Origin of the sequence: Virgibacillus salexigens, assembly GCF_014905415.1 — a bacterium.
Taxonomy (GTDB): domain Bacteria; phylum Bacillota; class Bacilli; order Bacillales; family Amphibacillaceae; genus Virgibacillus; species Virgibacillus salexigens.
The window spans coordinates 509,476-532,697 of sequence record NZ_BNEO01000002.1 but is presented as its reverse complement, the minus strand read 5'-3'; the positions used below and the strand labels follow the sequence as shown (position 1 = coordinate 532,697).

General features: G+C 33.4%; 28 protein-coding genes and 2 pseudogenes. 6 read left to right on the top strand and 24 right to left on the bottom strand.

The genetic code is table 11. The features are described from left to right. Positions 1–30 precede the first annotated feature (30 nt). The 11 genes and pseudogenes from JKP73_RS10305 to JKP73_RS10260 form a co-directional block, all read right to left on the bottom strand. Positions 31–219: a helix-turn-helix transcriptional regulator gene (locus JKP73_RS10305; RefSeq protein ID WP_021291402.1), complete on the bottom strand. Its 189-nt coding sequence runs from the start codon at positions 217–219 to the stop codon at positions 31–33. Further along, positions 212–535 (bottom strand): hypothetical protein, encoded by a 324-nt coding sequence (locus JKP73_RS10300; protein ID WP_200411198.1) that lies wholly within the window; start codon positions 533–535, stop codon positions 212–214. The genes JKP73_RS10305 and JKP73_RS10300 overlap by 8 nt, the downstream gene beginning before the upstream one ends. 200 nt (positions 536–735) lie before the next feature. Beyond that, entirely contained in the window at positions 736–948 is a 213-nt protein-coding gene (locus tag JKP73_RS10295) for a hypothetical protein (protein ID WP_021291404.1), read from the bottom strand. A 65-nt stretch (positions 949–1,013) separates the two neighbouring features. Beyond that, positions 1,014–1,616, bottom strand: coding sequence for a DedA family protein (locus tag JKP73_RS10290; protein WP_200411197.1), 603 nt, complete (start codon positions 1,614–1,616; stop codon positions 1,014–1,016). Between the two features lie 488 nt (positions 1,617–2,104). Further along, positions 2,105–2,290: a hypothetical protein gene (locus tag JKP73_RS10285; RefSeq protein ID WP_021291406.1), complete on the bottom strand. Its 186-nt coding sequence runs from the start codon at positions 2,288–2,290 to the stop codon at positions 2,105–2,107. Positions 2,291–4,794: 2,504 nt separating this feature from the next. Then, positions 4,795–5,109, bottom strand: coding sequence for a hypothetical protein (locus JKP73_RS10280; RefSeq protein ID WP_021291411.1), 315 nt, complete (start codon positions 5,107–5,109; stop codon positions 4,795–4,797). Between the two features lie 279 nt (positions 5,110–5,388). Beyond that, positions 5,389–5,578 (bottom strand): annotated as a pseudogene (locus JKP73_RS23155) (DUF6366 family protein). A 77-nt stretch (positions 5,579–5,655) separates the two neighbouring features. Next, entirely contained in the window at positions 5,656–6,231 is a 576-nt protein-coding gene (locus JKP73_RS10275; protein ID WP_200411449.1) for an alpha/beta fold hydrolase, read from the bottom strand. Positions 6,232–7,080: 849 nt separating this feature from the next. Beyond that, on the bottom strand, positions 7,081–7,554 hold the full coding sequence (locus tag JKP73_RS23150) for a CPBP family intramembrane glutamic endopeptidase (RefSeq protein WP_234447098.1): 474 nt from the start codon (positions 7,552–7,554) through the stop codon (positions 7,081–7,083). Between the two features lie 284 nt (positions 7,555–7,838). After that, a complete protein-coding gene (locus tag JKP73_RS10265; protein WP_031335557.1) occupies positions 7,839–9,056 on the bottom strand; it encodes an MFS transporter in 1,218 nt (405 codons plus the stop codon). 669 nt (positions 9,057–9,725) lie between these two features. Beyond that, positions 9,726–10,139, bottom strand: a complete 414-nt coding sequence (locus tag JKP73_RS10260) for a MerR family transcriptional regulator (RefSeq protein ID WP_021291415.1) — start codon at positions 10,137–10,139, stop codon at positions 9,726–9,728. A 271-nt stretch (positions 10,140–10,410) separates the two neighbouring features. Between JKP73_RS10260 and JKP73_RS10255 the strand changes: the two are divergent. The 3 genes and pseudogenes from JKP73_RS10255 to JKP73_RS10245 all read left to right on the top strand — a co-directional run bounded on the left by JKP73_RS10255 (position 10,411) and on the right by JKP73_RS10245 (position 12,296). Beyond that, positions 10,411–11,157 (top strand): annotated as a pseudogene (locus JKP73_RS10255) (SDR family oxidoreductase). A 96-nt stretch (positions 11,158–11,253) separates the two neighbouring features. Next, entirely contained in the window at positions 11,254–11,388 is a 135-nt protein-coding gene (locus JKP73_RS23145) for a DUF2255 family protein (RefSeq protein ID WP_234447097.1), read from the top strand. A gap of 329 nt (positions 11,389–11,717) precedes the next feature. Then, on the top strand, positions 11,718–12,296 hold the full coding sequence (locus JKP73_RS10245; protein ID WP_021291417.1) for a DapH/DapD/GlmU-related protein: 579 nt from the start codon (positions 11,718–11,720) through the stop codon (positions 12,294–12,296). 120 nt (positions 12,297–12,416) lie between these two features. Here the strand turns inward: JKP73_RS10245 and JKP73_RS10240 are convergent, their stop codons facing one another. Then, a complete protein-coding gene (locus tag JKP73_RS10240; protein ID WP_200411196.1) occupies positions 12,417–12,602 on the bottom strand; it encodes a hypothetical protein in 186 nt (61 codons plus the stop codon). A gap of 538 nt (positions 12,603–13,140) precedes the next feature. Continuing rightward, the gene (locus JKP73_RS10235) at positions 13,141–13,458 is read right to left on the bottom strand and encodes a hypothetical protein (RefSeq protein WP_200411195.1); all 318 of its coding nucleotides are present in this window, start codon (positions 13,456–13,458) and stop codon (positions 13,141–13,143) included. Positions 13,459–13,665: 207 nt separating this feature from the next. Between JKP73_RS10235 and JKP73_RS10230 the strand changes: the two genes are divergently transcribed. The 3 genes from JKP73_RS10230 to JKP73_RS10220 are packed head-to-tail and all read left to right on the top strand — an operon-like array spanning position 13,666 to position 15,073. Then, the gene (locus tag JKP73_RS10230) at positions 13,666–14,475 is read left to right on the top strand and encodes a MerR family transcriptional regulator (protein ID WP_200411194.1); all 810 of its coding nucleotides are present in this window, start codon (positions 13,666–13,668) and stop codon (positions 14,473–14,475) included. Beyond that, positions 14,472–14,756 (top strand): 2TM domain-containing protein, encoded by a 285-nt coding sequence (locus tag JKP73_RS10225; RefSeq protein ID WP_188941958.1) that lies wholly within the window; start codon positions 14,472–14,474, stop codon positions 14,754–14,756. The genes JKP73_RS10230 and JKP73_RS10225 overlap by 4 nt, the downstream gene beginning before the upstream one ends. Beyond that, positions 14,750–15,073, top strand: a complete 324-nt coding sequence (locus JKP73_RS10220) for a hypothetical protein (RefSeq protein ID WP_200411193.1) — start codon at positions 14,750–14,752, stop codon at positions 15,071–15,073. The genes JKP73_RS10225 and JKP73_RS10220 overlap by 7 nt, the downstream gene beginning before the upstream one ends. A gap of 249 nt (positions 15,074–15,322) precedes the next feature. Here the strand turns inward: JKP73_RS10220 and JKP73_RS10215 are convergent, their stop codons facing one another. The 11 genes from JKP73_RS10215 to JKP73_RS10165 form a co-directional block, all read right to left on the bottom strand. Further along, positions 15,323–15,859 carry a GNAT family N-acetyltransferase gene (locus JKP73_RS10215; protein WP_021291423.1) on the bottom strand — a complete coding sequence of 179 codons (537 nt, stop codon included), beginning with the start codon at positions 15,857–15,859 and terminating at the stop codon, positions 15,323–15,325. A gap of 200 nt (positions 15,860–16,059) precedes the next feature. Beyond that, complete coding sequence (locus JKP73_RS10210; RefSeq protein WP_200411192.1) at positions 16,060–16,527, bottom strand: VOC family protein; 468 nt, start codon at positions 16,525–16,527, stop codon at positions 16,060–16,062. 393 nt (positions 16,528–16,920) lie between these two features. Beyond that, positions 16,921–17,799 (bottom strand): VanY-A/VanY-F/VanY-M family D-Ala-D-Ala carboxypeptidase, encoded by an 879-nt coding sequence (vanY, locus tag JKP73_RS10205; RefSeq protein ID WP_038244070.1) that lies wholly within the window; start codon positions 17,797–17,799, stop codon positions 16,921–16,923. A 133-nt stretch (positions 17,800–17,932) separates the two neighbouring features. Then, positions 17,933–19,027, bottom strand: a complete 1,095-nt coding sequence (locus tag JKP73_RS10200) for a sensor histidine kinase (RefSeq protein WP_200411191.1) — start codon at positions 19,025–19,027, stop codon at positions 17,933–17,935. Then, a complete protein-coding gene (gene vanR / locus JKP73_RS10195) occupies positions 19,020–19,715 on the bottom strand; it encodes a vancomycin resistance response regulator transcription factor, VanR-F/VanR-M family (RefSeq protein ID WP_021291428.1) in 696 nt (231 codons plus the stop codon). Before vanR ends, JKP73_RS10200 begins: the two co-directional genes overlap by 8 nt. A 318-nt stretch (positions 19,716–20,033) precedes the next feature. Then, positions 20,034–20,366, bottom strand: a complete 333-nt coding sequence (locus JKP73_RS10190) for a DUF2178 domain-containing protein (RefSeq protein ID WP_200411190.1) — start codon at positions 20,364–20,366, stop codon at positions 20,034–20,036. Next, complete coding sequence (locus JKP73_RS10185) at positions 20,356–20,595, bottom strand: helix-turn-helix transcriptional regulator (RefSeq protein ID WP_200411189.1); 240 nt, start codon at positions 20,593–20,595, stop codon at positions 20,356–20,358. The genes JKP73_RS10190 and JKP73_RS10185 overlap by 11 nt, the downstream gene beginning before the upstream one ends. Positions 20,596–20,899: 304 nt before the next feature. Then, entirely contained in the window at positions 20,900–21,109 is a 210-nt protein-coding gene (locus tag JKP73_RS10180) for a helix-turn-helix transcriptional regulator (protein WP_021291431.1), read from the bottom strand. Beyond that, on the bottom strand, positions 21,110–21,415 hold the full coding sequence (locus JKP73_RS10175; protein ID WP_021291432.1) for a hypothetical protein: 306 nt from the start codon (positions 21,413–21,415) through the stop codon (positions 21,110–21,112). It lies immediately after the preceding gene. Between the two features lie 376 nt (positions 21,416–21,791). Continuing rightward, a complete protein-coding gene (locus tag JKP73_RS10170; protein ID WP_200411188.1) occupies positions 21,792–22,118 on the bottom strand; it encodes a DUF3221 domain-containing protein in 327 nt (108 codons plus the stop codon). Between the two features lie 226 nt (positions 22,119–22,344). After that, entirely contained in the window at positions 22,345–22,860 is a 516-nt protein-coding gene (locus JKP73_RS10165) for a GNAT family N-acetyltransferase (RefSeq protein ID WP_021291435.1), read from the bottom strand. Positions 22,861–23,222 lie beyond the last annotated feature (362 nt).

The following is a 23,222-nucleotide window of genomic DNA, read 5'->3' as shown; positions in this document are numbered from 1 at the left end:
AAAATGATCCGTTTCCTAATTCTTCTTAGCTTAATTTGTAAACAAATTATCAACTGTTGTATTAAGCACAGTGGCTATTTTAAAAGCGAGCTGCAAGGTAGGATCGTATCGATTATTTTCGATGGCATTAATTGTTTGTCGTGTTACTTTACATTTTTTTGCTAGGGCATCTTGTGTAAACCCTTTTGCCTTTCGAAGTTCTTGAATTTTATTATTCATTGCTGCTCAACCGTCTACTGTAAATCCGATAGTAAATAAAATAGCTAACGACCAGAATAATCAAATAAAATATTTCCGGATGATTAAACGGTGCGCCTTTAAGTAATCCAGTTCTTAAGCCGAAAAAGTTAAAAATAATATTTATAACTAACATTATCAATAAAAAAATCCAACTCCCTACGATAGCCCTCTGTTTGATGAGTTGAGATCGTTCATCATCTTTTGTGCCATACTCCTTATTTCCAGTGAACCAGCCAATTATCAGGAATATCACTAGAGCAACAAATAACGGAACAATCCATCTGATTATATCCAATGCTATCACCTCGTTAAAAAGTCAAAAACTCTTTCCATTTCAATTTATCATAAGGCTTTATTAATGTCGTTTAGATGCTGATTTTTATTCAGATTACAGGCCACTATTAAAAACCCTTTACCAAAATTGGACACAGTTACTTATTTAAATAAGCTTCTGCTGTTTGAATGTACGAAATGTAACAAAACAGCTTCTACTACTTAAACTTTTTCCTTATTAACTTTCACTAACTCTTTTAAGGTGGAATGAATATTTTGAAGACTAATCAAAATAAACCCAAGCATAATAAAGGTTACTATTTCACCTGTAAATATAGAGATCACCGCTAATGCTACTGCATAAAATACATATAGCCATCTTCCCATTTTATCACCTGCCTTATCTAAGAAGATTTTTAACCATAAAGGACGCACGTCTGTTAAAATTTCTTCTTTTGGTAACGAATTACATTTAACTATTATTGAAAGTAACTCATCCCCTACCGTCTTCTTTTTATAAATAAATATAATAAAATAATAACGCTTAAAAATAGTATAGCGTAAATCAGTCTTGCGTAGATTTTCATATATTCTACAATCACTTCCCAAGAGTCCCCTACTGAAGCACCTAGATACACGAGAATTATATTCCATATCAAAGTTCCTATTGTGGTAAATAACAGAAATAAGCCAACGTTCATATTTGACATACCAGCAGGAATAGAAATTAAACTACGAATTAAAGGAACAAAACGACAAAAGAAGACCGTCCAAGGACCATATTTATCAAACCAAGAATCAGCCTTACGAATATCATTTTTTGTTATACGAAGAATATGCCCCCATCTACCTACAATCTTCTCTAGCCTTGCTACATCAAGTTGTAAACCAATCATATATAGTACAATAGCTCCAATAACGGAACCTGCTGTTGCTGATGTAATTACACCGATAATGCTAAGTTTAGATGTGGTTGTCATAAAACCTCCGAACGTTAGTATTACTTCAGATGGTATTGGAGGAAAAATATTTTCGAAAGCAATTAAAAACATAATTCCCACATAACCAAACTCACTCATAATTTCAGTTAACCAATTCCCCATACTCTTCCCCTTTTGTTTTTTATTAGAAAAGCACTTTTATTCCACTACCTTACTTCTTTAGCTCAACAGAAAATTTAACATAAAATCAGTATAAATATGTACTTAAAACCCTAAACCTTTTCAACAAAATGGCCTTACTGCTGAACATATTCTATTCCTTTGAAGGCATAAATGAAGAAGGATTTAATTCCTCACTTAATAACTACAGCGGTCTTTTAAGCAACTGTCATAGAATCCAATCCTACTTATTATTAGATATTCGAATTATCTTATCAGCAAACTCTTCTTGAGTTGACATTTGTGTAAATGCTGTATTTAGCTAGTAGCTTATTAGAATTGTGTTTAACAAAGTGTTCATTAAGTTTATACGTATCTTTGTTAGTGGTTACATCTTTTTAATCTTTTATTTAGAACATTAATGGATTCCTTTTCATTTAGACCTGGTAGCATAAGAATACATTTTCGTAGTTATTTAGGACACCCTTTATTTATTCCTTAAATAAATGTTCATCTTCGTAAACGGTATGTCCCGCACCTAAATCATGAATACAATAGGGATGATCCTCTAACGCCCTTTTAACTGCATGTGCTTCAAATAGCTTCCAATACTCATACATAGCCATATAACCATAATTTTCACGTATTTCATTTTGCTTTTCTTTACTAAAATCCATTACTTTATAATAATCAAATCATCCATTGGTCGTCGATGAATTCCGGTTTTTTGAAAGCTCTTCATCTACCGTACTTTTTCTCGCACAAATTGGTCCAATTAATATAATAGTATCTATCAAAATATCCTCCTTTTCTCACCGTTCCGGAATATTTATTTCGACTTACCATAAAAAGTCTAATCTAGCCCGATTGATCAAGTTCTTATTCCAGAAAATCGCCCTTTTGTTTAATAATACAATTCATTTTTTCTCAAGTTACTATCCACAAGAAAAAATACAATAAGAGCTATTCCCGTCAAAAATGAATTTAATGTATTAGAAATTATTCCGTACTGAGATAGTGTTATTATACTTAGGAGTATAATAGTTAACATAATTTTTGAAATTAAAAATTTCCCTTTGAAATACTTTGACATACATACTCCCCTTTGTATGCTTATTCAATAAATTGGCCTATTTCCGCAAGGTTGGATGCCAATCTTTATTCCGTTTTTACGGCCACTAACGGTATAACTGACTTTTAATAGCTGGTTATATAAATTCACGCATCAAAGTCAGCATATCACTTAAATCAATGTCTATTCCATTATCTTGCAGCCATTCTTCAAACTGATGTTAAGTTGAGTTCAATCGCTGCCTTTTTATCAGGAAAAGACGTTTGAAGTGTGTTTTATAATATCATTTAATTTATTGTTCAGTTCCTTAGCAAAAAATCTAAAAGTTAATATCAGTATTAGGTACTTATTCCTTAACCAATCACTAGTAGTTCGATGCCGAAATTTAGACCAAATTATTGGAAACAGTAGAAAATAACCTAAAAGTATAACTTTTGCTTTGCCTTTTTACCCCATCCTTGTTCTGTGAAAATGGCCCTATAAAGAAATTTAGCGTCCATCCTTATTCCTGATTTGCGCCCGTTTTTTTAAACAGATCATTACTAAAGCAGCTATCACTCCCCCAACTTTGACTATTAGCTCGTCTCGCAAAATTGCCTTTACTATCTTTTTTCTTTTCATTCCAATCGTATGGTTTTTTCGACCATTCCCAAAAATTATAAAATAAAAAACACATAATAGAAATGCCTATATTATGTATCCAATTAGTATTATCATGTAAGATTAATTGCTTTACTGTTAAAAAAACAAAAAAATAATGGTACTTCAATATTCAATTTAAACATACTAGCCTCCCAGAAATACTGTGACATGCCAAATACTGATGTACTACTTTCTATCCGCTACAGAGTCCAATAACTGAAACCGAGAGTCAAAATTTAAATACTTATATCTTCATAGACTTCCTAGTAGATATATCTTGTTTGAAATGTAATGCATTTTCAATTGAATTTTTTTCAATCATCTCATAAAATAGAACTCCTACAGCCACCCAACTTATAATCAAAGACATTACGAAAACAATCCACAAAATAACATCCCATTTATCAAGTATTTTTACTCATCTAAACACCCTCTTACTCTTTTGCTTAATAACTATTTTTTAAGATTCCCTCCACGTTTACATTAATTTGCATGTATTTATTCTATTAGCGCCTTCTCACTTAGAATATAATTAGTTATAAAATATATAAAAAACTCCCAAAAAGCGTTAAATGAAATGTGAAAACAGAAGCTCCATGTTATCTACTGAATTTTTCATAAAGTTTCATTACTGATTGTAATTCTAAAAAATATTAAAGCAATTTATTATAATAACATATATATCAACACATTTATCCGTCTGTTAAGATATCTACGAGTAGTCCCTATATGCCCTAGAGTTCAATAATACTTATTCTTTATTAGAACCAGTTTTTGGAAACAAACAAAATAAATTTCATTTCTTCACTAACCATAAGGGTATAAATAATTCCCCTTCTATTACTTACGTCAGTTCTTAATCATGGTTTCATTTTTTCCATAAAATGGAACTTCAAATAAAAAAAGAGCGCAATTCTTGCTTATCACGCCTGTTAAAACATCAAGTTTTATCTTTTAATAGCTAAGTAACTATTTTTTAAATCAGTTCACTCATCCTTTTTTGTAATTGTTGACGGCAACAATAGATACACAACAGAAATCCCCAAAAAGTAGTCCTCAAATAATAATTTAAAAGCAACTTTGCTAAATTAAAAACAAAAACTGATTATATATTTAATAAATATTAAATATAGTTCATTAGAACAAGAATATTAAATAATCAGCCATTCTTCAATTGAAGAATGGCTTTATTTCTATCATACATTATTAAGTTGTGTGACTCTGTTGGTTGGAATCCTTAAAGTTTCCAAAATGTCTACAATTAAAACAAATGCATAGATTTCAACACCCAAAAATTATTTTCTCGAATTTAGATTCTTGCATAATTGCGCACTTTAACTTATTAACGGTTATTTCAGGGTTCCCTATAGTCACCAAAGGTTACTTTTTATTTAATTATACTTTAAATCTTGTCGTTTTGTTCTTCGGTAATAAACATAATGGCTGGCGATTTTGCACTTAGGTTTATTAATATAAGGTAATTATAACGATTAAGCTGATAATCGTATAAAGAACAGATCCATAGAACACGACACCAAGATTTGCTCTCATTTCATTCTTTTCTTTCTGGTTTTTCCATTCAAACTCGCTTGTCTCCAAAGCCGCTCCTTTTGAAAAGGCTCCTCCACTACTACTATTAAAAAAGAAAATTATCACTGATAAGGCTAGACCAATAAAAAAACTCCACTCACTATATGAAAAAGTGAAAATGATACTTGCAACCCACACAGCTATAGCAATTATTATTGATGATATTATCGACCAGCTAATAATTTTTTTCATTGACCGCTCTCTCCCTTAACACGCTTTTACGTAGCTATTACTGATTAAGTTCCATATTCCTCGGAATTTTCTAACAAAAGAATTAAAATTACTTAAAATCTAAGTAGTCTAGCAGTAGGTATAAAGGTTAAAAACGTTTCGAAAAAATCAATATCCGTATTAGATAACCCTTTATCTTATAACCAATCGCTACCAGTTTGACTCGACATATCAATCCCCCATTGCGTATTGAACAAGTTGCCCTTATTGTGATACTGACACGTATTAGGTGAAAGCGCTTTAATGGAACGAAGTAGCGTAAACCGCAATGCCTAATATTAATACAAGAATAATTATTCCAGTTACCTTCCAATTCAATCCGCCAACTATCAGAAAGATTACTTCCGCGAATACTGCTAAAAGATTTTTTCAATTCATGCTGTCTTATTCTTTCTCGCCTTAATTCAGGAGTTTCATTATCTCTACCCATTTCTCAAACCCCAAAGTTCTTATATGCATAATACGACAATCGCACCCGATTGTTGAAAGAATATTATAGAAGAAACTTCAATATATGAGATAACAAGGTTGTTGGTTGATCTTCCTGCACAGATGTCCTGCTTCTGGTATTGTTACAAATGAAGATGTTGAAACCCTCTCATGCAATTTCTGACCCCTCTCTAAGGGAATCCAAGTGTCTTCTTCGCCCCATAAGATTAACACTGGCACGTTTATTGACTTGTACAGTGGCTCTACCTCATCTGTATATTTTTGATTTGCTTGTACAATTTGTCGATAAAAAGCTTCTTGACCTTGTTTACCTAACCAAGGTCTCTTTATACCTTCAAGCGTTTCAACACTTACTTCTTTGTGCATTGCTCCTTTCACATAAGTCGATACGATCTCCTCGTGAATATATTCAGGTATACCTTGAAAAGCATCCTCATAGTTCTTTACATGACGGAAGAATGTTGATCCCCACGGTGCTACAGCGACAGGATCTACAAGTATTATTTTACTGAATGAAACTTCATTTAATAAATGGGTTCTTAAAACTGTTGAACCGCCGAAATCATGCCCAATGATGTAAGGGTTTTCTAGCTTCCAATGAGATAGAAGTTCGCTAAGTGCTCCATTTTGGATCCTAAAGAAACATCGATATCTCCTTTTTCTGACTCTCCATCCCCTATAAGGTCATAGTAGTAAACAGTAAACCAATTACTCAAGGCATTAATAATATGTCTCCAATTAAATGTAGATTATGAAGTACCATGAACGAGAACAATATTCGGCCCTTGTCCCTGTACATCATATTTTACTTTACCAAAGCTAGAATCCAAACTTTTTGTTAGCATATCACCTGTCATAACACTACCTCACTAAATATCTTTTTTTAAAATTATATCTTAGGAGGATAGGGTGTTGCAAAACTCATAAATATTCAAAATTGAATGCATAAAGAATCCGACTTCTAGGAATAATGACCGTACGGTAAACTATCTCCAGAAAGGAAGGACTTAATAGGGTAGCGTCAGGAAAATGCGGATTTACAACGTTAAGGAAATTACAATATAAAAAGTCCAATTTCTCAGTAAAATTGAGAAATTGGACTTTTTTTCGTTACTCTGGTAAAGTGCCCAATTGTTGAAGAAACTACAATCAAAATTGATTTATGTTTATTTCTTGATGTAAAATCTCACAAGACCTCCATAATTAAATTGGTAATTTCTTAACATCAATTCCATATGCCTTTTTTGTATAGAACTTCCTTAGGATTTATAACAATTAATATAATTGCGGTAACAAAATAAGTAAGCATAACATATACCAAAATGTCTAATAAATCTCCTTTAATCAACACCAGAGAAAAATTAAATAGTTGGTGAATAATAATAGGTATCACCAGGTTTTTATTTAGGTTGTAGAACAGCGTCACAATAATCGAAAAAGATATAATTCCAATCAAAAAAAGCGCAATGTACTTGATTAAATTCATTCCGGTATAGCCCGAGGCAAACCATAGTGGCGTGTGCCACCCCCCCATAAACCACCTGTTATTAGGGCTGATTTTAAAGGAGAGTACTTCTTTTGAAGTTCATTTAAAGCATATCCTCTCCAACCTAGTTCCTCGCCTAAAGGTCCTCTTACTAAAGTATCTAGGAATGCAAAAAACAATAATCCAAGACCTGTAAATGACAAAGCCAAGTTTTGAGTATCGTTTGTAATAGATAGAAGAAATATAGTCACAGCGATGATTATTACTTGAATAATTACTGCTATGCTAAGAACTGAAAGCCTAATTTTTGGAGCAAATTGCTCTTTTACAAAATCCTTTAATCTTAATCCCGGATAGATCTTTTTGAATAATATAACAAATGCTAAGGTTGTTGACCATGCAGAGATGATTTGCAAGATGTTTGTTACGCTCTCAGGTGCACCTAAAATGATACTTATACCGATTACCATAAAAAACACAAAAAATATTACATAACTTGTGATAACAAAACTTATTAATGGTCTTTTTAATGCTTTTTTTACATTTATAATGATCCGCCCCCATAAATATATCGTTCATAATAAATTGTATTATTAATTGAACTCAAATTCCTCAGACTAGAGGCTGAAACATTATTTTACTCAATATATCATTAGCACTTATTCCACAATCTGGCCCGTTTCAGAAGGAAGCACTTAATTGTTCGCACGACCATTATGAAATGTTTATCAACACGGAACGGTTATTAATTCAATTAAGCAGAACGCTGCGATTCGACGCTACCCTCTGACTGTTTACTTTTTAAAGTAAGCATAATAATAAAGGATAGGCAATATAAAACTGCTAAGTAACTCATCGCTACTGCCATATCATATTCTTGCAAAATATACCCAACCAGGATTGGAGACAAGCCTCCTAAAGCTCTACCAAAGTTAAAAATTGCATTTGTAGCAGTACTTCGAATTTGAACTGGATAAAGACTACTAATTAAAGCTCCATACCCGGCGAACATTCCATTTGCAAAGAATCCTACGATGGCCCCACCAACTAGTACGCCTACACTTCCTTCCGCATACGAGTATAAATATACAGCTGATGCAGAAGCAAGAAGGAACACTCCATAGGAAAGTTTTACCCCAAATCTATCCATAAATCGTCCAAAGGTTAGCATTCCAATAATCATTCCAGCTGCAGTAGCAACTGTCCAAATCGCGGAGCTTGAAACTGATAATCCTTGTGATTGTTGCAACATGGATGGCAACCAAATCATCAAACCATTATAACCCGCAATCTGAACAGTTGCCATGATCGCTAAAGAAATTGTCGTCGCTGTAGCTCTAGGTGTATCAAATAACTGGATTAACCTGCCTTTTTCTTTCCTGTTGTCTAGCTTTTTTTGTTTTTGAGCAGCTACCCATTCTGGTGACTCATCTAAATTTCTTCGCACAACGAATGCAAAAATCACCGGTACTAATCCAACAAAAAACAGTGCTCTCCATCCAAAGGCTGGAAGGATCATAGCGCTTAGCAGCGCTGCGAGAATGACACCGTATTGAGCACCTAGACTTACATATGAAGATGCCCTACCTTGTTTATTCTTTGGCCATGCCTCTGCAACCAGTGCCATGCCAATTCCGTATTCTCCACCAGCACCAAGACCTGCAATAAATCGATAAGCGTAAATCTGTTCAATATTTGTGGCAAACCCAGTTAAAGCAGTACCGATTGCAAAGAGAAAAATACTATAAGTGAAAATTCGTACTCGACCAAATTTATCTGCTAAAACTCCAAAAATCACTCCACCAGCAAGCATTCCTGTGTTTGTAATAGAGGATATGAGTCCACCTGTTGCTAAATCGACATTAAAATGTGTAATAATCATCGACATGGCAAAAGAGATAAACATAATGTCCATACCTTCTAATGTTAAACCTGCTACAGATGCTATTACTGTTTTTTTCTGATAATTCATACGTTCCCCTCCAATTTTTTGAAATAAATTTTGATCCTTGCTTTGAAGGGAATGGGGTGTGAATTTTTCTACCATTCTCTATCCAAGCCTCACAAGACTAAGTTAATAATAAATACCCCAGCCAACATGCAGACATAAAAAATGCCCTATTGTCATAAAGGACAAAAGGGCATAAATATCCATCGATATACCATAATCAGATGTTTAGCTTATATCACCCTTTTCAGCCTCTCTGGACTGCATTAAAGGAAATATTCAATTAAAGTTATGTTAGCATTATAGTAAAAATGTTTCAATGGAAAATTCCTGCAATAAGTATTTTATTATAACAATACAAAATACTACACAATAGGTGATCTAATTTCTGAAAGATTGTTTGTTTCGATTGTTTCCCTAAGGATCACGTAAATTATCTCTGAAATAATTAAGAAAAAACGGGCCGATCCGAGCATTAAAAAGTTCAAAAAAATATGATTTCCGGTGCGATGAGACAATAATAGATGTGTTCTTATTCCTGATAAGCGCCCGTTAACGGAAGATCGTTCTTCTACCTTTATAATCAGAATTCTCGTTTATTTAATAATCCTGCCGTTCTGTTGCACTTTCCCAATCCTCAAGTCATCGCACTTGACGGTCTCTAAGGAATAATTGAAAACTATATTTTGTTCATTAGTTAATAGGAATTTCTATTTTATCATTTTTATGAATATCTTCCGTCCCGGCATCCAAAGCTGTCTTGTAATACCAGCATTTATGCTTGATGAGTTCCATAGTCTTGTTTAATTCCTCCAGTTGTGATTCTACCGTAGCTTTTCGCTCCATAAACATGTCAAATCTCTGTCGCAAAGTGGAATCTCCTTCAGAACACCAATCAATAAAATTTTTTATTTCCTTAATAGGCATTCCAGTGGCTTTTAAACATTCAATTACTTTTAAAGCGTCAATATCGGATTCTTTAAACGCTCTTGTTCCACTGGCTGTACGCTCTACAAAAGGCAGAAGTCCTTCTTTGTCGTAGTAACGCAAGGTATATACGGTAAGATTTAATTCTTTAGCAACCTCGCTTATAGAATATGTCTTCATCATTTCTCCCCCTTTTCTTTTTCACAATTTAGATTTCGAGTTAACTCTAAACATAAAAGTGATTATATCAAGGTACTTGCTAATAGTCAAAGCCATCTGAAAAATGCATAAACTTATCTATTGACCTAGAGTTAACTATAAGGTTTAAACTTTTTTTAAGAGAAAAACGTAAGGGGTGAAATGAATAGAGGATATTTTTAACTTAAATTCTTATTCAAATTTATACAAGCGTATTCTCTTGGAATTATAGCTAAAAGGGAGAGAGAGTATTATGGCAATCAAAGACAAGGTAATTATTATTACAGGTGCTTCCTCAGGAATTGGCGAGGCTACCGCAAAATTATTAGCATCATAAGGAGCGAAAGTCGTATTAGGGGCTCGTCGTGAAGATAAATTACACGAATTAGCGGAAGCTATCTCAAATAACGGAGGAGAAGCCATTTACCAGGTAACGGATGTTACAAAAATAGAAGATAGTCAGAAATTAGTTGAATTAGCCAAAACGGAATTTGGCAAAGTCGATGTCATCTTTTTAAATGCCGGTTTAATGCCGAACTCCCCATTGTCCGAACTGAAGAGCAATGAATGGAATCAAATGGTTGATGTAAACTTAAAAGGTGTTTTAAATGGTCTTGAAGCAGTTCTTCCGGAATTTAAGAAACAAAAATCTGGTCATGTAATTACAACTTCTTCAGTAGCTGGACTCAAAGCTTATCCTGGTGGTGCCGTCTATGGTGCAACGAAATGGGCTGTTCGTGATTTAATGGAAGTGTTGCGTATGGAATCCGCACAAGAAGGAACCAATATCCGAACAGCAACCATTTACCCTGCTGCCATCAAAACGGAGTTATTGGAAACGATCACAGATGAAGAAACCGCAGAGGGGACAAATGCAATGTACAATCAGTATCAAATCGGTCCGGACCGTGTTGCCAATGTTGTTGCATTTGCAATCGATCAGCCGGAGGATACCAATGTGAATGAATTTACGATTGGGCCGACCACACAACCTTGGTAATAAAGAGGCTATCAGATTTAATTAACGAGAGGAAGGCAGCGATGACTAGATGGACAGATGAACAATTAGAATTTTTTAGTAATCAAGACGATTTTCATGTCTCCCTTTTATAGTGATGGCAAAACGTATAGAACACCGACATGGATTTGGTCAGTTGTAGTTAATAGCAATTTATATGTTCGCGCTTATAACGGACAACGTTCCAGATGGTATCAATCCGCCATTGAATAAGGCGTGGGACAAATGGTTATCAAAGAAGTTTCCTATTCCGTTTACTATATACCGATTGAAACGGGCGCATAATTAACGGAAAATATTAATCAAGCTTATCGAGAAAAGTATGGGGAGAGTCCATATGTACCTCCAATGATGACTCAGTGACCAATCAGTCCGACAATGAAAGTCACACCGCGCGAAGAAGCATAATTGGCGATTAAAAAAGCCAAATAGTGAATAAATAGATGGGAATAATCATCGATTCAGCACAAAATTCCTATCTACTCAGCGGGTAGCGAGCACTTATTTAAGTGAGAAATACAGACTAGAAGGGAGCGTATAAAATGGAACTAGAAAAGCTTTTATTCAAAATGAGAAATGAGGGTGTGATCCATGCTGGTTCAGAAGTAAATAAGGCGATGGTAGCAGTATCCGATGAAGCGAGACGTTTGTGTACACACTTGAATAATGGTGTTTATACAAATGAGCAGATCAGGCAACAAGTTTCACAAATTGTCGGTCAGGAGTTAGATGAAGACTTTTCGTTGTTTTTACCATTCACGACTGATTTCGGGAAAAATATTAAAATAGGGAAAAACGTGTTCATTAATTCTGGATGTCGTTTTCAAGATCAAGGCCAAATCTTCATCGGAGATCAAAGTTTAATTGGCCATAATGTTGTTTTGGCAACCATAAACCATAACTATAATCCATTAAATAGAGGAACCATGTATTTGAAACCAATTATATTGAAGGAGAGAACCTGGATCGGCTCTAATGCAACCATTCTTCCGGGAGTTACAGTTGGTGAAAATTCCATTGTTGCGGCTGGGTCAGTCGTTACGAAAGATGTCGAACCTAATACCATTGTCGGCGGAAATCCCGCAAAATTCATAGCACATTTAGAGGATAAAATAAAATAATAATCACTACAAATACTGTCGCTTTAAATAGTAAAGATAAAGGAGAACTACAAAATGGGCATGATTCAATTACATTAAAAGTAACAATGCCGCTACGTGAGCTCAAATGTTTTTCATGCTTTAAATACCAGCTATTTTAATTGAACAGCTGCCAGTTACCGAAATGAAAAATCCGTTGGAAATGCCGTTAAAAACAGTGGGGATTAAGGATTGCCACCAAGGCAATCCTTTTTTAGTACAGCAGCGATTCCAGTAAAATAGTATTTCACAATCTAGTCCTTTTACGACACCAACATTTGCTATCATTGCATCCTCTTCTTTCTGGATTTTCCATCCAAACTCGCTTGTCCCCTACCCTTCTTCTTAGCCACCAAATTTGGATTTATCTTCATTAGTTAAAAGGGTTGAAATTATCGTACATATACTGAAGAAATTGTTGACTTTCTAGTTGATATGAAATCACTTTTATCTGTAGGCTTTTCTATTGAAAAGTTAAGTTTACTAATAAATCAACAATCTAACACATCTTATCAGGATAAGAAAAAATTAATTGTAAAATCATCAAAATTAAAAACAACCAGAAGCGGCTGAAAAAGTCGGATAAGTTCTTGAAATGAATTTTGGAAGGAAAAGCAAATTTTCTAACGTGTTAAAAATTATTGTAGAACTGTGGTAAACAAATGGTACTTCCACAAACTGGCCCTTTTATGAATGGTGATTATTTATAGTCCAATTGCATGCTTCCCAAACTAATTAATTTTAATAAAAATTGTAATATTTAGTATACATTTCAAAGAGGAAAGTACCATCTTTTCAACTGCGCCCGTTTCTGGAAGAAAGCTATTTATGAATAATTCTCTTTTTCTTTGCTATAAATCTCATAAGCAAAATACCCCAATAATAAACCTATCCCTGCTCCTAAGCCAATTGTAGATAGTAGGGAGATTGAGAAAAATAGGCTAAGAAGTATAGCAGCAGCACAGCCGACCATCATTCCAAGTGGTACTAAACTATCTAATAAATATGGAGTACCTTTTGATTTTTTCTTACCCAGCTTACCTATCTTATATTTATGTTTCACCCTAATAACTACAAATACTGCAATTCCACCTGCTATTACAACAGGTAATAAAATACGCATAACTTCCAAATTTGGGGCCATATTAAAATGCTCCTTCTTCACTTTTCAATTATTTTAATTTTAATATAATTTACATCATTAAATGACCCTATTGTTCAAGTTCTTATTCCAGATTTGTGCACAATTCTTGATAGTCTTAGATTTTATTAGCTGATAAAATGTTTGTTTCAACTTGACTTTCACGTTAACGTTAATGTTAATAATAACAATAAGCGCTATAAAATAAGAATGATGGATGAGGAGTTGAATCCTATTTATTCGATTGGAGAGATCATAAATAGAGTAAATGTGAGCAGAAGAACATTGCATTATTATGACCAAATTGAACTTTTGAAACCGACCAAAGTCAAAGATAGTGGTTACCGTTATTACGATACTAAAGCGTTAATAAAACTTCAGACTATTCTAGCGTTAAAATCAATGGACTATACGTTAGATCAGATTAAAGAATTACTTGACAAAAGTGAAAAAGCAGCTCTTATAAAACCGGAAGATGCTTGGATTCATTCATTAAGTGAACAAATAAATTTTGCATCAAACAAGATTGATGAATTAAGACGAAAACAATTTATCTTAAGGAGTATGTCCCAAACAATTGAAATGTCTGGTCACTATAATGAAGCGCATATTTTTGAATTGATAAAGAGATTGGATAGAACTGATTTTACTGATGGTGAAATACCAGCAACTTTTCCACAAGATATATTTACTGTTGATGAAATAAAAATTCTTGAACAGCTACCCTTAATAGGAAGTGACGACTCACGTATACAATGGACAATCGAACTTATTAAAGAAACACGTAAGAATATGCATGCCCACCCCAGCTCACCTATCGCGCAAGAACTTGCAAAACAATGGAAGCATTGTATATCTAGTTGGTTCAAAGGAGATGTAAAACTACAAGAAAAATATTTTAACTTTATTGATTCCACCAACAAAAATAACCAAATTATATTTGGATTAGATGAAAAGCTCATTAAATATATGGACCAAACTTTGTATTACTTAAGTCAAGAGGAAATTGATAAATCATGAGTTTACCAAGAGAAACGAGCGCTCACAAGGATTTTATAAAACATATAACGTTGTTTATCGTTATTCACATCATCATCAATATGTTGTTACGAACGGGAACGGAATCTATGCCTCAATTTTTTCCTAGTATACAACAATCTATTTTGGAAGGTGAAATATGGTTTTACCAGGAGCAAACAGGGATCTTTATCACATTTATTTGGTTTGTTATTCTAATAGGACAAGGGTTCTATGTATTTTTTATTAAAAATACAATTAAACAAGAGGGCAACGATTGGTGATCGATTTCATTCTTGATTACAAATGGTATTTTTTTGTTGCAGGGGAAATTATTTTTTGGGGCAGTATCATTGGATTTTTATTGTTAAGATATGTGTTCAAACTAAACCGGCTAAATAAATATCTTATTTTACTATGGTTGCTAAGTGATTTGTGGCTATTGACACTCGGTATTCTCGATTTTATGAGAACAGGACATTTTAATACGTTTCAAATTTTAATCATTATTGCCGTTATTTATGCGTTTACCGAAGGTAAAAAAGATATAAAAAAGCTTGACGGTTTTGTCAACCGAACGATAACAAAATGGCAAAGCTAACCTCTATCAGAAACGAAATAAAATCGAACAGAGGAAACTTTTGTTAGTTTAAAATAGGGCTGTAAAGTCTGATTCAATAAAAAGATCAGAACCTGTTTTTGAAAAAAGATTGATCAAAACAGGTTCTCAAAATATTTCGTTCCGGAGAATTTTCATAAAAAAGTTTGATCATTTTCTGCTTGTGTTATTAAGTTAAAGCGCCCGATTGCTTAACTGTAGTTTATCCAAATATGACTGGTATCACAAGAACTACGACAAACCTTGTTTATAGTCTTTTTGAAGCATTCCCATAAGAATTTCATCAGAGTATGTATTGTTCATATATAGTGATTGCCTTAGTGTCCCTTCTTTTTTAAACCCTGCTTTTTCATATGCTTTAATGCCACGAATGTTGTGAGAGAACACCTCTAATTCTAAACGATTTAAATTAAGCTCCTCAAAAGTAAACTTTTGTGCAAGCTGAGTTGCTTCAGTACCATAACCTTTGTTTACAGTATTTCGACTATGTAGCGATATTCTAAACCCTGCTTTTTTATTATCTGAATCAATTTCTAAAATGGATAAATCACCTATAATCTGGTCATTATCTAACAGACAAATGGCGAAATCATAGCGGGTAGGGTCTTTGCTGAACTGTTTATACTTTTCTGTGATTTCATCAAGTGTAAATGTCTTACGAGTTCCAGTCATATAAAGGAACTCTTCATTCTGACAAGAATTATAAATACTTTCGAAATCTTCATCTTTGATTGGTCTTAAGTACACCACTTTTCCCAGTATTACCATAGCGACTCCTACTTTCCTTTTCTCTTTGTTAAGAATAGTTTTATATTGTAGGGTTCTCCATCATAAGTAAAAACTCCTTTTTAGGCCCTTATGCACAATACAGGAGCAAATTCTTATTCCATTTTGCGCCCTTATGGAAGACTTGATTTCAAGATAATAGTAAAAACAATCTACTGCTTTTCCCCTATAGCTTACGTACATTACTTCTCAACCTTATTATCTTTTTCCCATTCTTCTAAAGTCATCATGTTAAATTGTTCTTCGAAATCTATCCTCAAAGGAGTAATTAATTCAAGACTATTACCATCGGGGTCTTTAAAATAAATAGCTGCATGAGCCTGAGGATTATTCGGTAGTACCAATGGCTGTTTTTCAGGTGGGAAGCCAAAATTAGTTGAGACAGTTATTCCTCTTTTTTTTAACCACTCTTTAATACTCTTCATATCTTCTCTATCTATTTGTAAGGCTAAATGTCTTAATGAGGGATGGTAAGGTGTATTAACTTTATCTGTCTCCCATAACCCTAACCAGCTTCTCCCTTTCTCAATCCAGAAAAATACTAAGTTTTCTTGTTGGTATGCAATTTCTAAATCTAATTTTTTATAAAACTCAATAGATGTTTCAAGATTACTGACAGGTAAATGTGCTTCATAAATTCCTTTAATCAATTTCTTCCCTCCTTTCGTTTCCTAATTTAATTATAAATAATATTCAGTTCATTTAAAATTAAACCGCAACTTTAATGGCATACTTACAAATTCAAGATGAACTATCTTATTATCTTTCTTACCCCAGAATATGGATTCAAAAAGGTCGCCTTGTTCGACAAGCGCGCCTTTTGTTGAACACTGATCGATACTCATTAGAATGTGAAGAAAACAAATTAAAAGACAAAAAATATTATAACTAAACCACCAATCTGATATATTTAAATAAAGACGGTGATTCTTTTTATTTGCAGGTAATAACGGTAGTGGAAAAAGCACTTTTTGTAATTTGATTATCGACAAAATTGGTATTGATATCAACATTGATGCGATGCTGATGCTAGTGCATGCCTATCAGGGAAACACTGTCACAATCACACCATCCATATTGTTGCCTGATATCTCATAATGAAGTTTGGAAGGCACATGAATGGTCGTATTTTTATTAACAGCATAATAAGAGATCTGATATTTTTCCCCTTTCACACTAACAGAAATGGCTTTTTCTTCTTTTAAGTAATCCAAATATTCTTCTAGAGCGAAATTCTTTTCTTTCATAATCGCACTGTGAGGCAAACCAACATAGCGGATATGCCACGGTTCATATTGAATGCCAGTAATGTCCGTTTTATCCTCTGGATAGCGTAAAATGAACCCGTATTCCCAAGCATTTTCTTCTATCCACTTCCCTTCAGGTGCTTTAGCCATCGTCGTTTGAGTGGTTCCTACATCAAGCGATAAGCCCAAATTGTGTTCGCTATATCCGGCTGGCAAAGCAGTACCAGAGCCCTTTTCTTGATAAAGTTGCCTTTGATCATCAAAATTCCGATAGCCACTAGTAATCCAAAAATTATCAACTCCTTCTTTTTCTGCGGCAGTAATCATTTCTGAAAATTCACGTGCTATATCCACTGACAAATACGTATCGTTATATAACAATCCGAATCCCTTTACCAATTCATTGTGCGTAAAAAGATTGACGACATCTGATTTAATACCTTCTTGGCGAACAGGATATTCACTATTGACTAAAAGCAGATTTCCTTGATAGATTTGTTCTTCTATAATCTTTATTTTTTGGATATTATCATAAGCCTTTCTATCCTCTTCTTGATCATACTCTTGTACTTCTACGTTTGCTATATCTTCTTTTGATTCAAAAAAAGAAACATTATTTGCGAAAACGAAACATGAGCACACTAGTAATAAAATTAAAAATCCCCACTTCTTCATATTTTAGCTTCCTCCTATTTTCTCTTTGCTTAAAAGGGTAGCGAAAACTTCTTAAAAAAAGAGTGGGGTAAATTTTAAATTTTTCTTAAATCAGGTATCTGAAGTTATTCTATCTTCATTATTTCGTAAAGCTTCACTTTCCTTTTGGTAATCGAACTTCAAAAACTGTCTGTGTTAAGCTGCTTTGAACAGTAATTGATCCGCTGTGTTGCTCTACAATATTCTTCGCAATGAACAATCCAAGACCAGTGCTATTTTTGTGTTGAGTTCTTGCTTTGTCTCCAGTATAGAACATATCAAAGAGATGCGGGAGTTCCTCCGCAGGAATACTATCTCCATAATTCACAACTTGTACAACCACTTCTCTCGACTCAATATAGCCATTAACATCTACAAATTGACCATCGTATCCATACCGAGTCGCATTGATCAAAAGATTTTCAAACACACGTGCTAACAGCTCTCCGTCACCGGTAATAGGTAAGCTAGGAGTCATATTCATTCGGGCGATCAAATCATTTTTCGTAAAGACAGGATATAATTCTTCTTTCAATTGATTAAGGAGGTCACTTAAATTAATATTTTTTTGTTCAATTGGCAACATGCCATAGTTCATTCTCGTTATTTCGAATAATTCATCAATAAGACCTTCTAAACGCTGAGATTTAGTATAAGCAATCGTTAAAAAATGTTTAACTTGGTCTTTCGTCAAATTTTCATCCTTAAGGATTAAATCTAAATAGCCTAATACAGAGGTGAGCGGTGTACGCAGATCATGAGCTAAATTTACAACTAACTGATCTTTACTGCTTTCCGAGAATTCTCCTTTTTCAGTTGCCTGTTTCAATTTTTCACTAGCTAAATTAATATCTTGCGCAATATCCCTGAATTCATCATCTGAAAGGATTTGAACACGGTGATTAAAGTTGCCTTGAGCGAGATAGTGAATTCCGTTAGAAATATTATTAAAATAGGTCACGTAGCGCTTCGTGAGTAAGAAGAAAAACAATATCGAAAGTGGGATAAATATTAGTAAAAAAAAGTTAATGTCTCCAATTTCTCCAATGATTTGACGGAAATGGGCTAATGGACTTTTATAATCAACAACCGTGTAATAAAAATATTGAAGGGTTTTATAAATGATATACGTGATGGTACCTGACAGTAGCATACTTAAGCCAAATATTATAATCATTTTGGAACGAAAACTTCTTGAGAATTTAACCATTGAATGTATACCCCACGCCCCACACAGTTTTAATCCATTTGTGTGTTCGATTATCTTCTTTAAGCTTTTTCCTTATTGTACGAACATGGACCATAACGGTATTCCCACTCTCAAAATATGCTTCGTCCCACACCTGCTGAAAAATATTTTCTACACTGTAAACCTTCTTTGGATGACTGGCCAGTAGATACAAAATATCAAACTCTTTTGGTGTTAGCTCAATGTCCTCATCATATAGAGTAACCGTGCGTTGGTCAGGGGAAATCAATAACCCACCAAATTCTAGTTGCGTTTTATTATCCTTTTGGGGATGATTCAGGTTTATAAAGCGTCGCAATTGAGCATTTACACGAGCAACCAATTCAATGGGGGTGAATGGTTTAGTCATATAATCATCTGCTCCAATTACCAGCCCCTGTACTTTATCAAAATCAGAAGTTTTAGCACTCAAAAATATGATAGGCATATTATGCTGTTCGCGAATGCGACGAGTTACTTCATATCCATCCATTTTCGGCATCATAATATCCAAAATCAGCAAATCAAAGACCTGAGTCTCGACAAAACGAACAGCCTCTTGTCCATCCGATGCTTTAAAACACTGGTACCCTTCTTTTTCTAAATGAAAAGCAATTAAATCAGCAATTTCCTCCTCGTCATCAGCAATTAATATGGAAATATTTTTCATATTTACACCCCTACATAAAGTTTAGCATATAGATTCTATTCACTTTCTATTGTATCTTAACTTTTTCCAAAAAAATGGACGTATTATTGGGCTTAAAATAAACACAGCTCTTCAACTAAACTTCCCTTATTTCCATTAAATCCTTAACCATATCTTTGAAAAATACTGTATTTTCCTTTAAGCGCTACTCCACAATTTGGCCCTTTAGTTGAACTGTTAAGTTCTACGTCTCCTCTTATTGATGATCAGCCTCAGCTAGCATAATGTTATGTGTTTTTGTGTTTAGATAATTGCGTTTCAAATGTCTGATCCTCTTGTTTAGTTTAAAAAATCTTTTTTATATCGAAAAGCTAGATATATTCCTGAAGCGATGAATGCAAATGAATATTTAAATAAGAAGAAAATTTGCCACATATATTCTTTTGGGAAAATGATATCGCATAAAATTACTCCAAATAACATAATAAGGGTATTTTTTAATTGTATTTGAATTGTTCTTTCATCAGCTTTTCCCATTTTTAGTAGAAATACGAACGTTAGAGCCAATCCGATTAAAAGCATTACAAAACCGATGCCAATAAGCATATTCCAATTAGCAGTTGATTCTTCCACCCAGGTTTTTAAAGGATTAAAAACAGACTCAATTTTCATTTTGATCACTGCTTTTCACATAAGTGAAAATATCGTTAACATCTACGTTAAAGAAATCAGCTATTCGAAAAGCTAAAACAAGAGAAGGGGAGTAATTATTTTTTTCCATAACAAATATGGTTTGTTTAGACACGCCAACAGCATCCGCCAACTCTTTTTGTGACATTCTCTTTAAAACCCTATGTTCGTACACTTTGTTTTCAATATAATCTTCAAAATCCTCCTTCAAAGTCGCTAACCTCCTTTTTCCTCTATAATCGCATCATAAATTATTTTTATATAAAAGTAAAGTAAAATTATACAAAATTAAAATAAAATATAATCATATAAAAGTTTATATATGTGTGTGTTTGTTTGTTGGTCAATATTAAAAACAAAAAAAGGGCAGATTCAAATTAGAATCCAACCCACTGCTTAAGCCTTATTCAATAAAACGGTTCTATCCCAGCATACAGTTGTTCGATTATCGCGATCGTCTGGTTAAGGGGGGACTTTGGCAAAGTTCTACTTCGCATACTGATAAACATCCGGTCTCAGGTTTTTGAATATTTGGGGTTATTGACAAATAGCCTATCCACCGTAGTATCTAATGCATTTGCTATATTAAAAGCCAATTGTAAGGTAGGGTCATACTTGTCGTTTTCGATTGCATTAATTGTTTGCCGGGATACTTTGCAAATTTTAGCCAATTCTGCTTGAGATAATTTAGAAGAACTTCTTAACTCTTTAATATAATTTTTCATTTAACCACCGTACTTCTTTTTGAAAAATAATAATGAGATCAAATACACAATTGATATTGTCACAAGAAAAGTAAATGGATTTATCCCTTCGTATGCCCCTTCTATCTCAATGTTCAAATATCCTTTTCTAAAAAGCTCGATTAATACATATCCGATAACTACTGCAAACGTGTAAGATTGGGTTTTCATTTTGATAAAGTTTTTTCTTTCGTCTCCCAAAGGCGTCAAAGATACAAGCGTAAAAATAATTAAAATCACACTAATCATCAAAGCAATGATGAATAAAGTGAAAAAAATCCAATCCATATTTCATTCCTCCTCATCCGAAATGTCAAAAATATTTTACATATTTTCATCATATCATATGTACTTAAAATGTCAAATATACTTTACATCATCAGCAAAAGAGAATCCTCTTTAACGAGGATTACTAACTGTTTATATCCGATGAAATGGCCCAATTGAAGTAAAAATGTGATAAATATCGCCATAATAATAATTACAACTATTATTAAATTTAGAACTTCTAATAAATCCATTAAATAAATACCCCTTTAGTGTGTAATTTCTAAAGTTTTATATTATTATTTAAATCTTAATTATTCAGCATTACGCCCCAATGATAAACACCGATTTTATATTCAACAAAGGTTCCTTGTCTGTCAGGAAACCTTCTTTATAGTTACTCCATCAATTCGACAGAAAGTGTATTAATTTTAGCGGGATGCGATTCTAAAATAATACCATCATATTCAACATTTATCTTGTCCCCAACTTGAAATTTATCAACTTTATTCACGGAAAGATCCACATATACATTTCCTTCTGTACTTCCTAATTTACCGTACACGAGCGCCGTGTTACCTGTAATTTCATTGATTGTCCCAGTGAAATAGACACTTCCTGAATAAATGTCATTAGTTTTTTCATCACTTCCATTAATTGAACTTGAACACCCCAAAATAGGTAACAAGAAAATAATAGCCAAGCCTATACGTAATCTAAGCATCGATTTCTCCCTTCTTTATGGCGTAAGGGATCCTTATTATTAAGGAATGCACCCTTTTATTTATGGATTAATATTAAAAACGTATATCTAGTAACCGCTTGATATCTTTAAATCGTTTCTTATGTTTTTTCAGTAAAGATTTAAGGCTTCTGCAAAGAATTGAAATCTTTGTAAGGAAAAAGGTTAGAAGTTATATCACTTAATACATAAAAAGCATTGAAAACATTTACTTATCCCATTCCTCCTTTAAAATAGCATAGGAATATTCATCCCACCATTGATCACCATGAGGGATGCATTTTTTAAAATAACCTTCTCTTCTCATTCCAATCTTTTCCATTACACGATAAGAAGGAATGTTTTCTGGCTGACATGTAGCTACAATTCTATGTATCTTTAAATCCGAAAAGCCATATTTTATTACTGCAGATGCAGCTTCGGATGCGTAACCTTTATTATAATATTCAGGATTAAATACCCACCCTATTTCATAAGAATGATTACCAAAATAGTTAAAAAACTCTAAATGCCCGATTAAACTATCTTCATCAGCTAGTATTACTGGGAATTTCTCAGCTGAATCACCAAGATTTTTCTTAATAAGCTCCTTTGTTTCTTCTTTCGTTAATACACCTTCTGGCATATATTTCATCACATTCTTTTGGGAAGTATACGTATGTACTTCTTCCCAATCAAGTAATTCAAAATTACGTATAATTAATCTTTCTGTTCTTATGTACATTCTTTCTCCTTTAAAAATTGAAGTTTGGAAAAAAACACGTTATTAATAAACGAGCCCTATATGGAACAATTACTTTTTCAGCTAACTTTCTAATAATTGATTACAAAGATCCCCACAAAGGCCTTGTGTTTTATATCTATTTACCATTTCTTTTAAATCAATGAATAAAACATTATCTTTTAGTACTTTCTCAAATTAGTAATATGCTAAATTCGGATTAATCGCTACCTCTGTGCCATCCATACATTTTGGTCTTTAAATTCCACTGGGACTTGTTCTAACCTTAAAATTCAGTTTAATTTCATTTTTTATCTTTCTCAATCACACGTTGAATGACATAAGCAGTACCAATTGTCGGATGG

Excerpts from the sequence above, each read along its gene's own strand:
- JKP73_RS10305 (WP_021291402.1), bottom strand. The coding sequence starts at position 219 with ATGAATAATAAAATTCAAGAACTTCGAAAGGCAAAAGGGTTTACACAA.
- JKP73_RS10290 (WP_200411197.1), bottom strand. The coding sequence starts at position 1,616 with ATGGGGAATTGGTTAACTGAAATTATGAGTGAGTTTGGTTATGTGGGA.
- JKP73_RS10285 (WP_021291406.1), bottom strand. The coding sequence starts at position 2,290 with ATGGATTTTAGTAAAGAAAAGCAAAATGAAATACGTGAAAATTATGGT.
- JKP73_RS10280 (WP_021291411.1), bottom strand. The coding sequence starts at position 5,109 with ATGAAAAAAATTATTAGCTGGTCGATAATATCATCAATAATAATTGCT.
- JKP73_RS23150 (WP_234447098.1), bottom strand. The coding sequence starts at position 7,554 with ATGGTAATCGGTATAAGTATCATTTTAGGTGCACCTGAGAGCGTAACA.
- JKP73_RS10265 (WP_031335557.1), bottom strand. The coding sequence starts at position 9,056 with ATGAATTATCAGAAAAAAACAGTAATAGCATCTGTAGCAGGTTTAACA.
- JKP73_RS10260 (WP_021291415.1), bottom strand. The coding sequence starts at position 10,139 with ATGAAGACATATTCTATAAGCGAGGTTGCTAAAGAATTAAATCTTACC.
- JKP73_RS23145 (WP_234447097.1), top strand. The coding sequence starts at position 11,254 with ATGTCTCCCTTTTATAGTGATGGCAAAACGTATAGAACACCGACATGG.
- JKP73_RS10245 (WP_021291417.1), top strand. The coding sequence starts at position 11,718 with ATGGAACTAGAAAAGCTTTTATTCAAAATGAGAAATGAGGGTGTGATC.
- JKP73_RS10240 (WP_200411196.1), bottom strand. The coding sequence starts at position 12,602 with ATGATAGCAAATGTTGGTGTCGTAAAAGGACTAGATTGTGAAATACTA.
- JKP73_RS10235 (WP_200411195.1), bottom strand. The coding sequence starts at position 13,458 with ATGGCCCCAAATTTGGAAGTTATGCGTATTTTATTACCTGTTGTAATA.
- JKP73_RS10230 (WP_200411194.1), top strand. The coding sequence starts at position 13,666 with ATGATGGATGAGGAGTTGAATCCTATTTATTCGATTGGAGAGATCATA.
- JKP73_RS10225 (WP_188941958.1), top strand. The coding sequence starts at position 14,472 with ATGAGTTTACCAAGAGAAACGAGCGCTCACAAGGATTTTATAAAACAT.
- JKP73_RS10215 (WP_021291423.1), bottom strand. The coding sequence starts at position 15,859 with ATGGTAATACTGGGAAAAGTGGTGTACTTAAGACCAATCAAAGATGAA.
- vanY (WP_038244070.1), bottom strand. The coding sequence starts at position 17,799 with ATGAAGAAGTGGGGATTTTTAATTTTATTACTAGTGTGCTCATGTTTC.
- JKP73_RS10200 (WP_200411191.1), bottom strand. The coding sequence starts at position 19,027 with ATGGTTAAATTCTCAAGAAGTTTTCGTTCCAAAATGATTATAATATTT.
- vanR (WP_021291428.1), bottom strand. The coding sequence starts at position 19,715 with ATGAAAAATATTTCCATATTAATTGCTGATGACGAGGAGGAAATTGCT.
- JKP73_RS10190 (WP_200411190.1), bottom strand. The coding sequence starts at position 20,366 with ATGAAAATTGAGTCTGTTTTTAATCCTTTAAAAACCTGGGTGGAAGAA.
- JKP73_RS10180 (WP_021291431.1), bottom strand. The coding sequence starts at position 21,109 with ATGAAAAATTATATTAAAGAGTTAAGAAGTTCTTCTAAATTATCTCAA.
- JKP73_RS10175 (WP_021291432.1), bottom strand. The coding sequence starts at position 21,415 with ATGGATTGGATTTTTTTCACTTTATTCATCATTGCTTTGATGATTAGT.
- JKP73_RS10170 (WP_200411188.1), bottom strand. The coding sequence starts at position 22,118 with ATGCTTAGATTACGTATAGGCTTGGCTATTATTTTCTTGTTACCTATT.
- JKP73_RS10165 (WP_021291435.1), bottom strand. The coding sequence starts at position 22,860 with ATGTACATAAGAACAGAAAGATTAATTATACGTAATTTTGAATTACTT.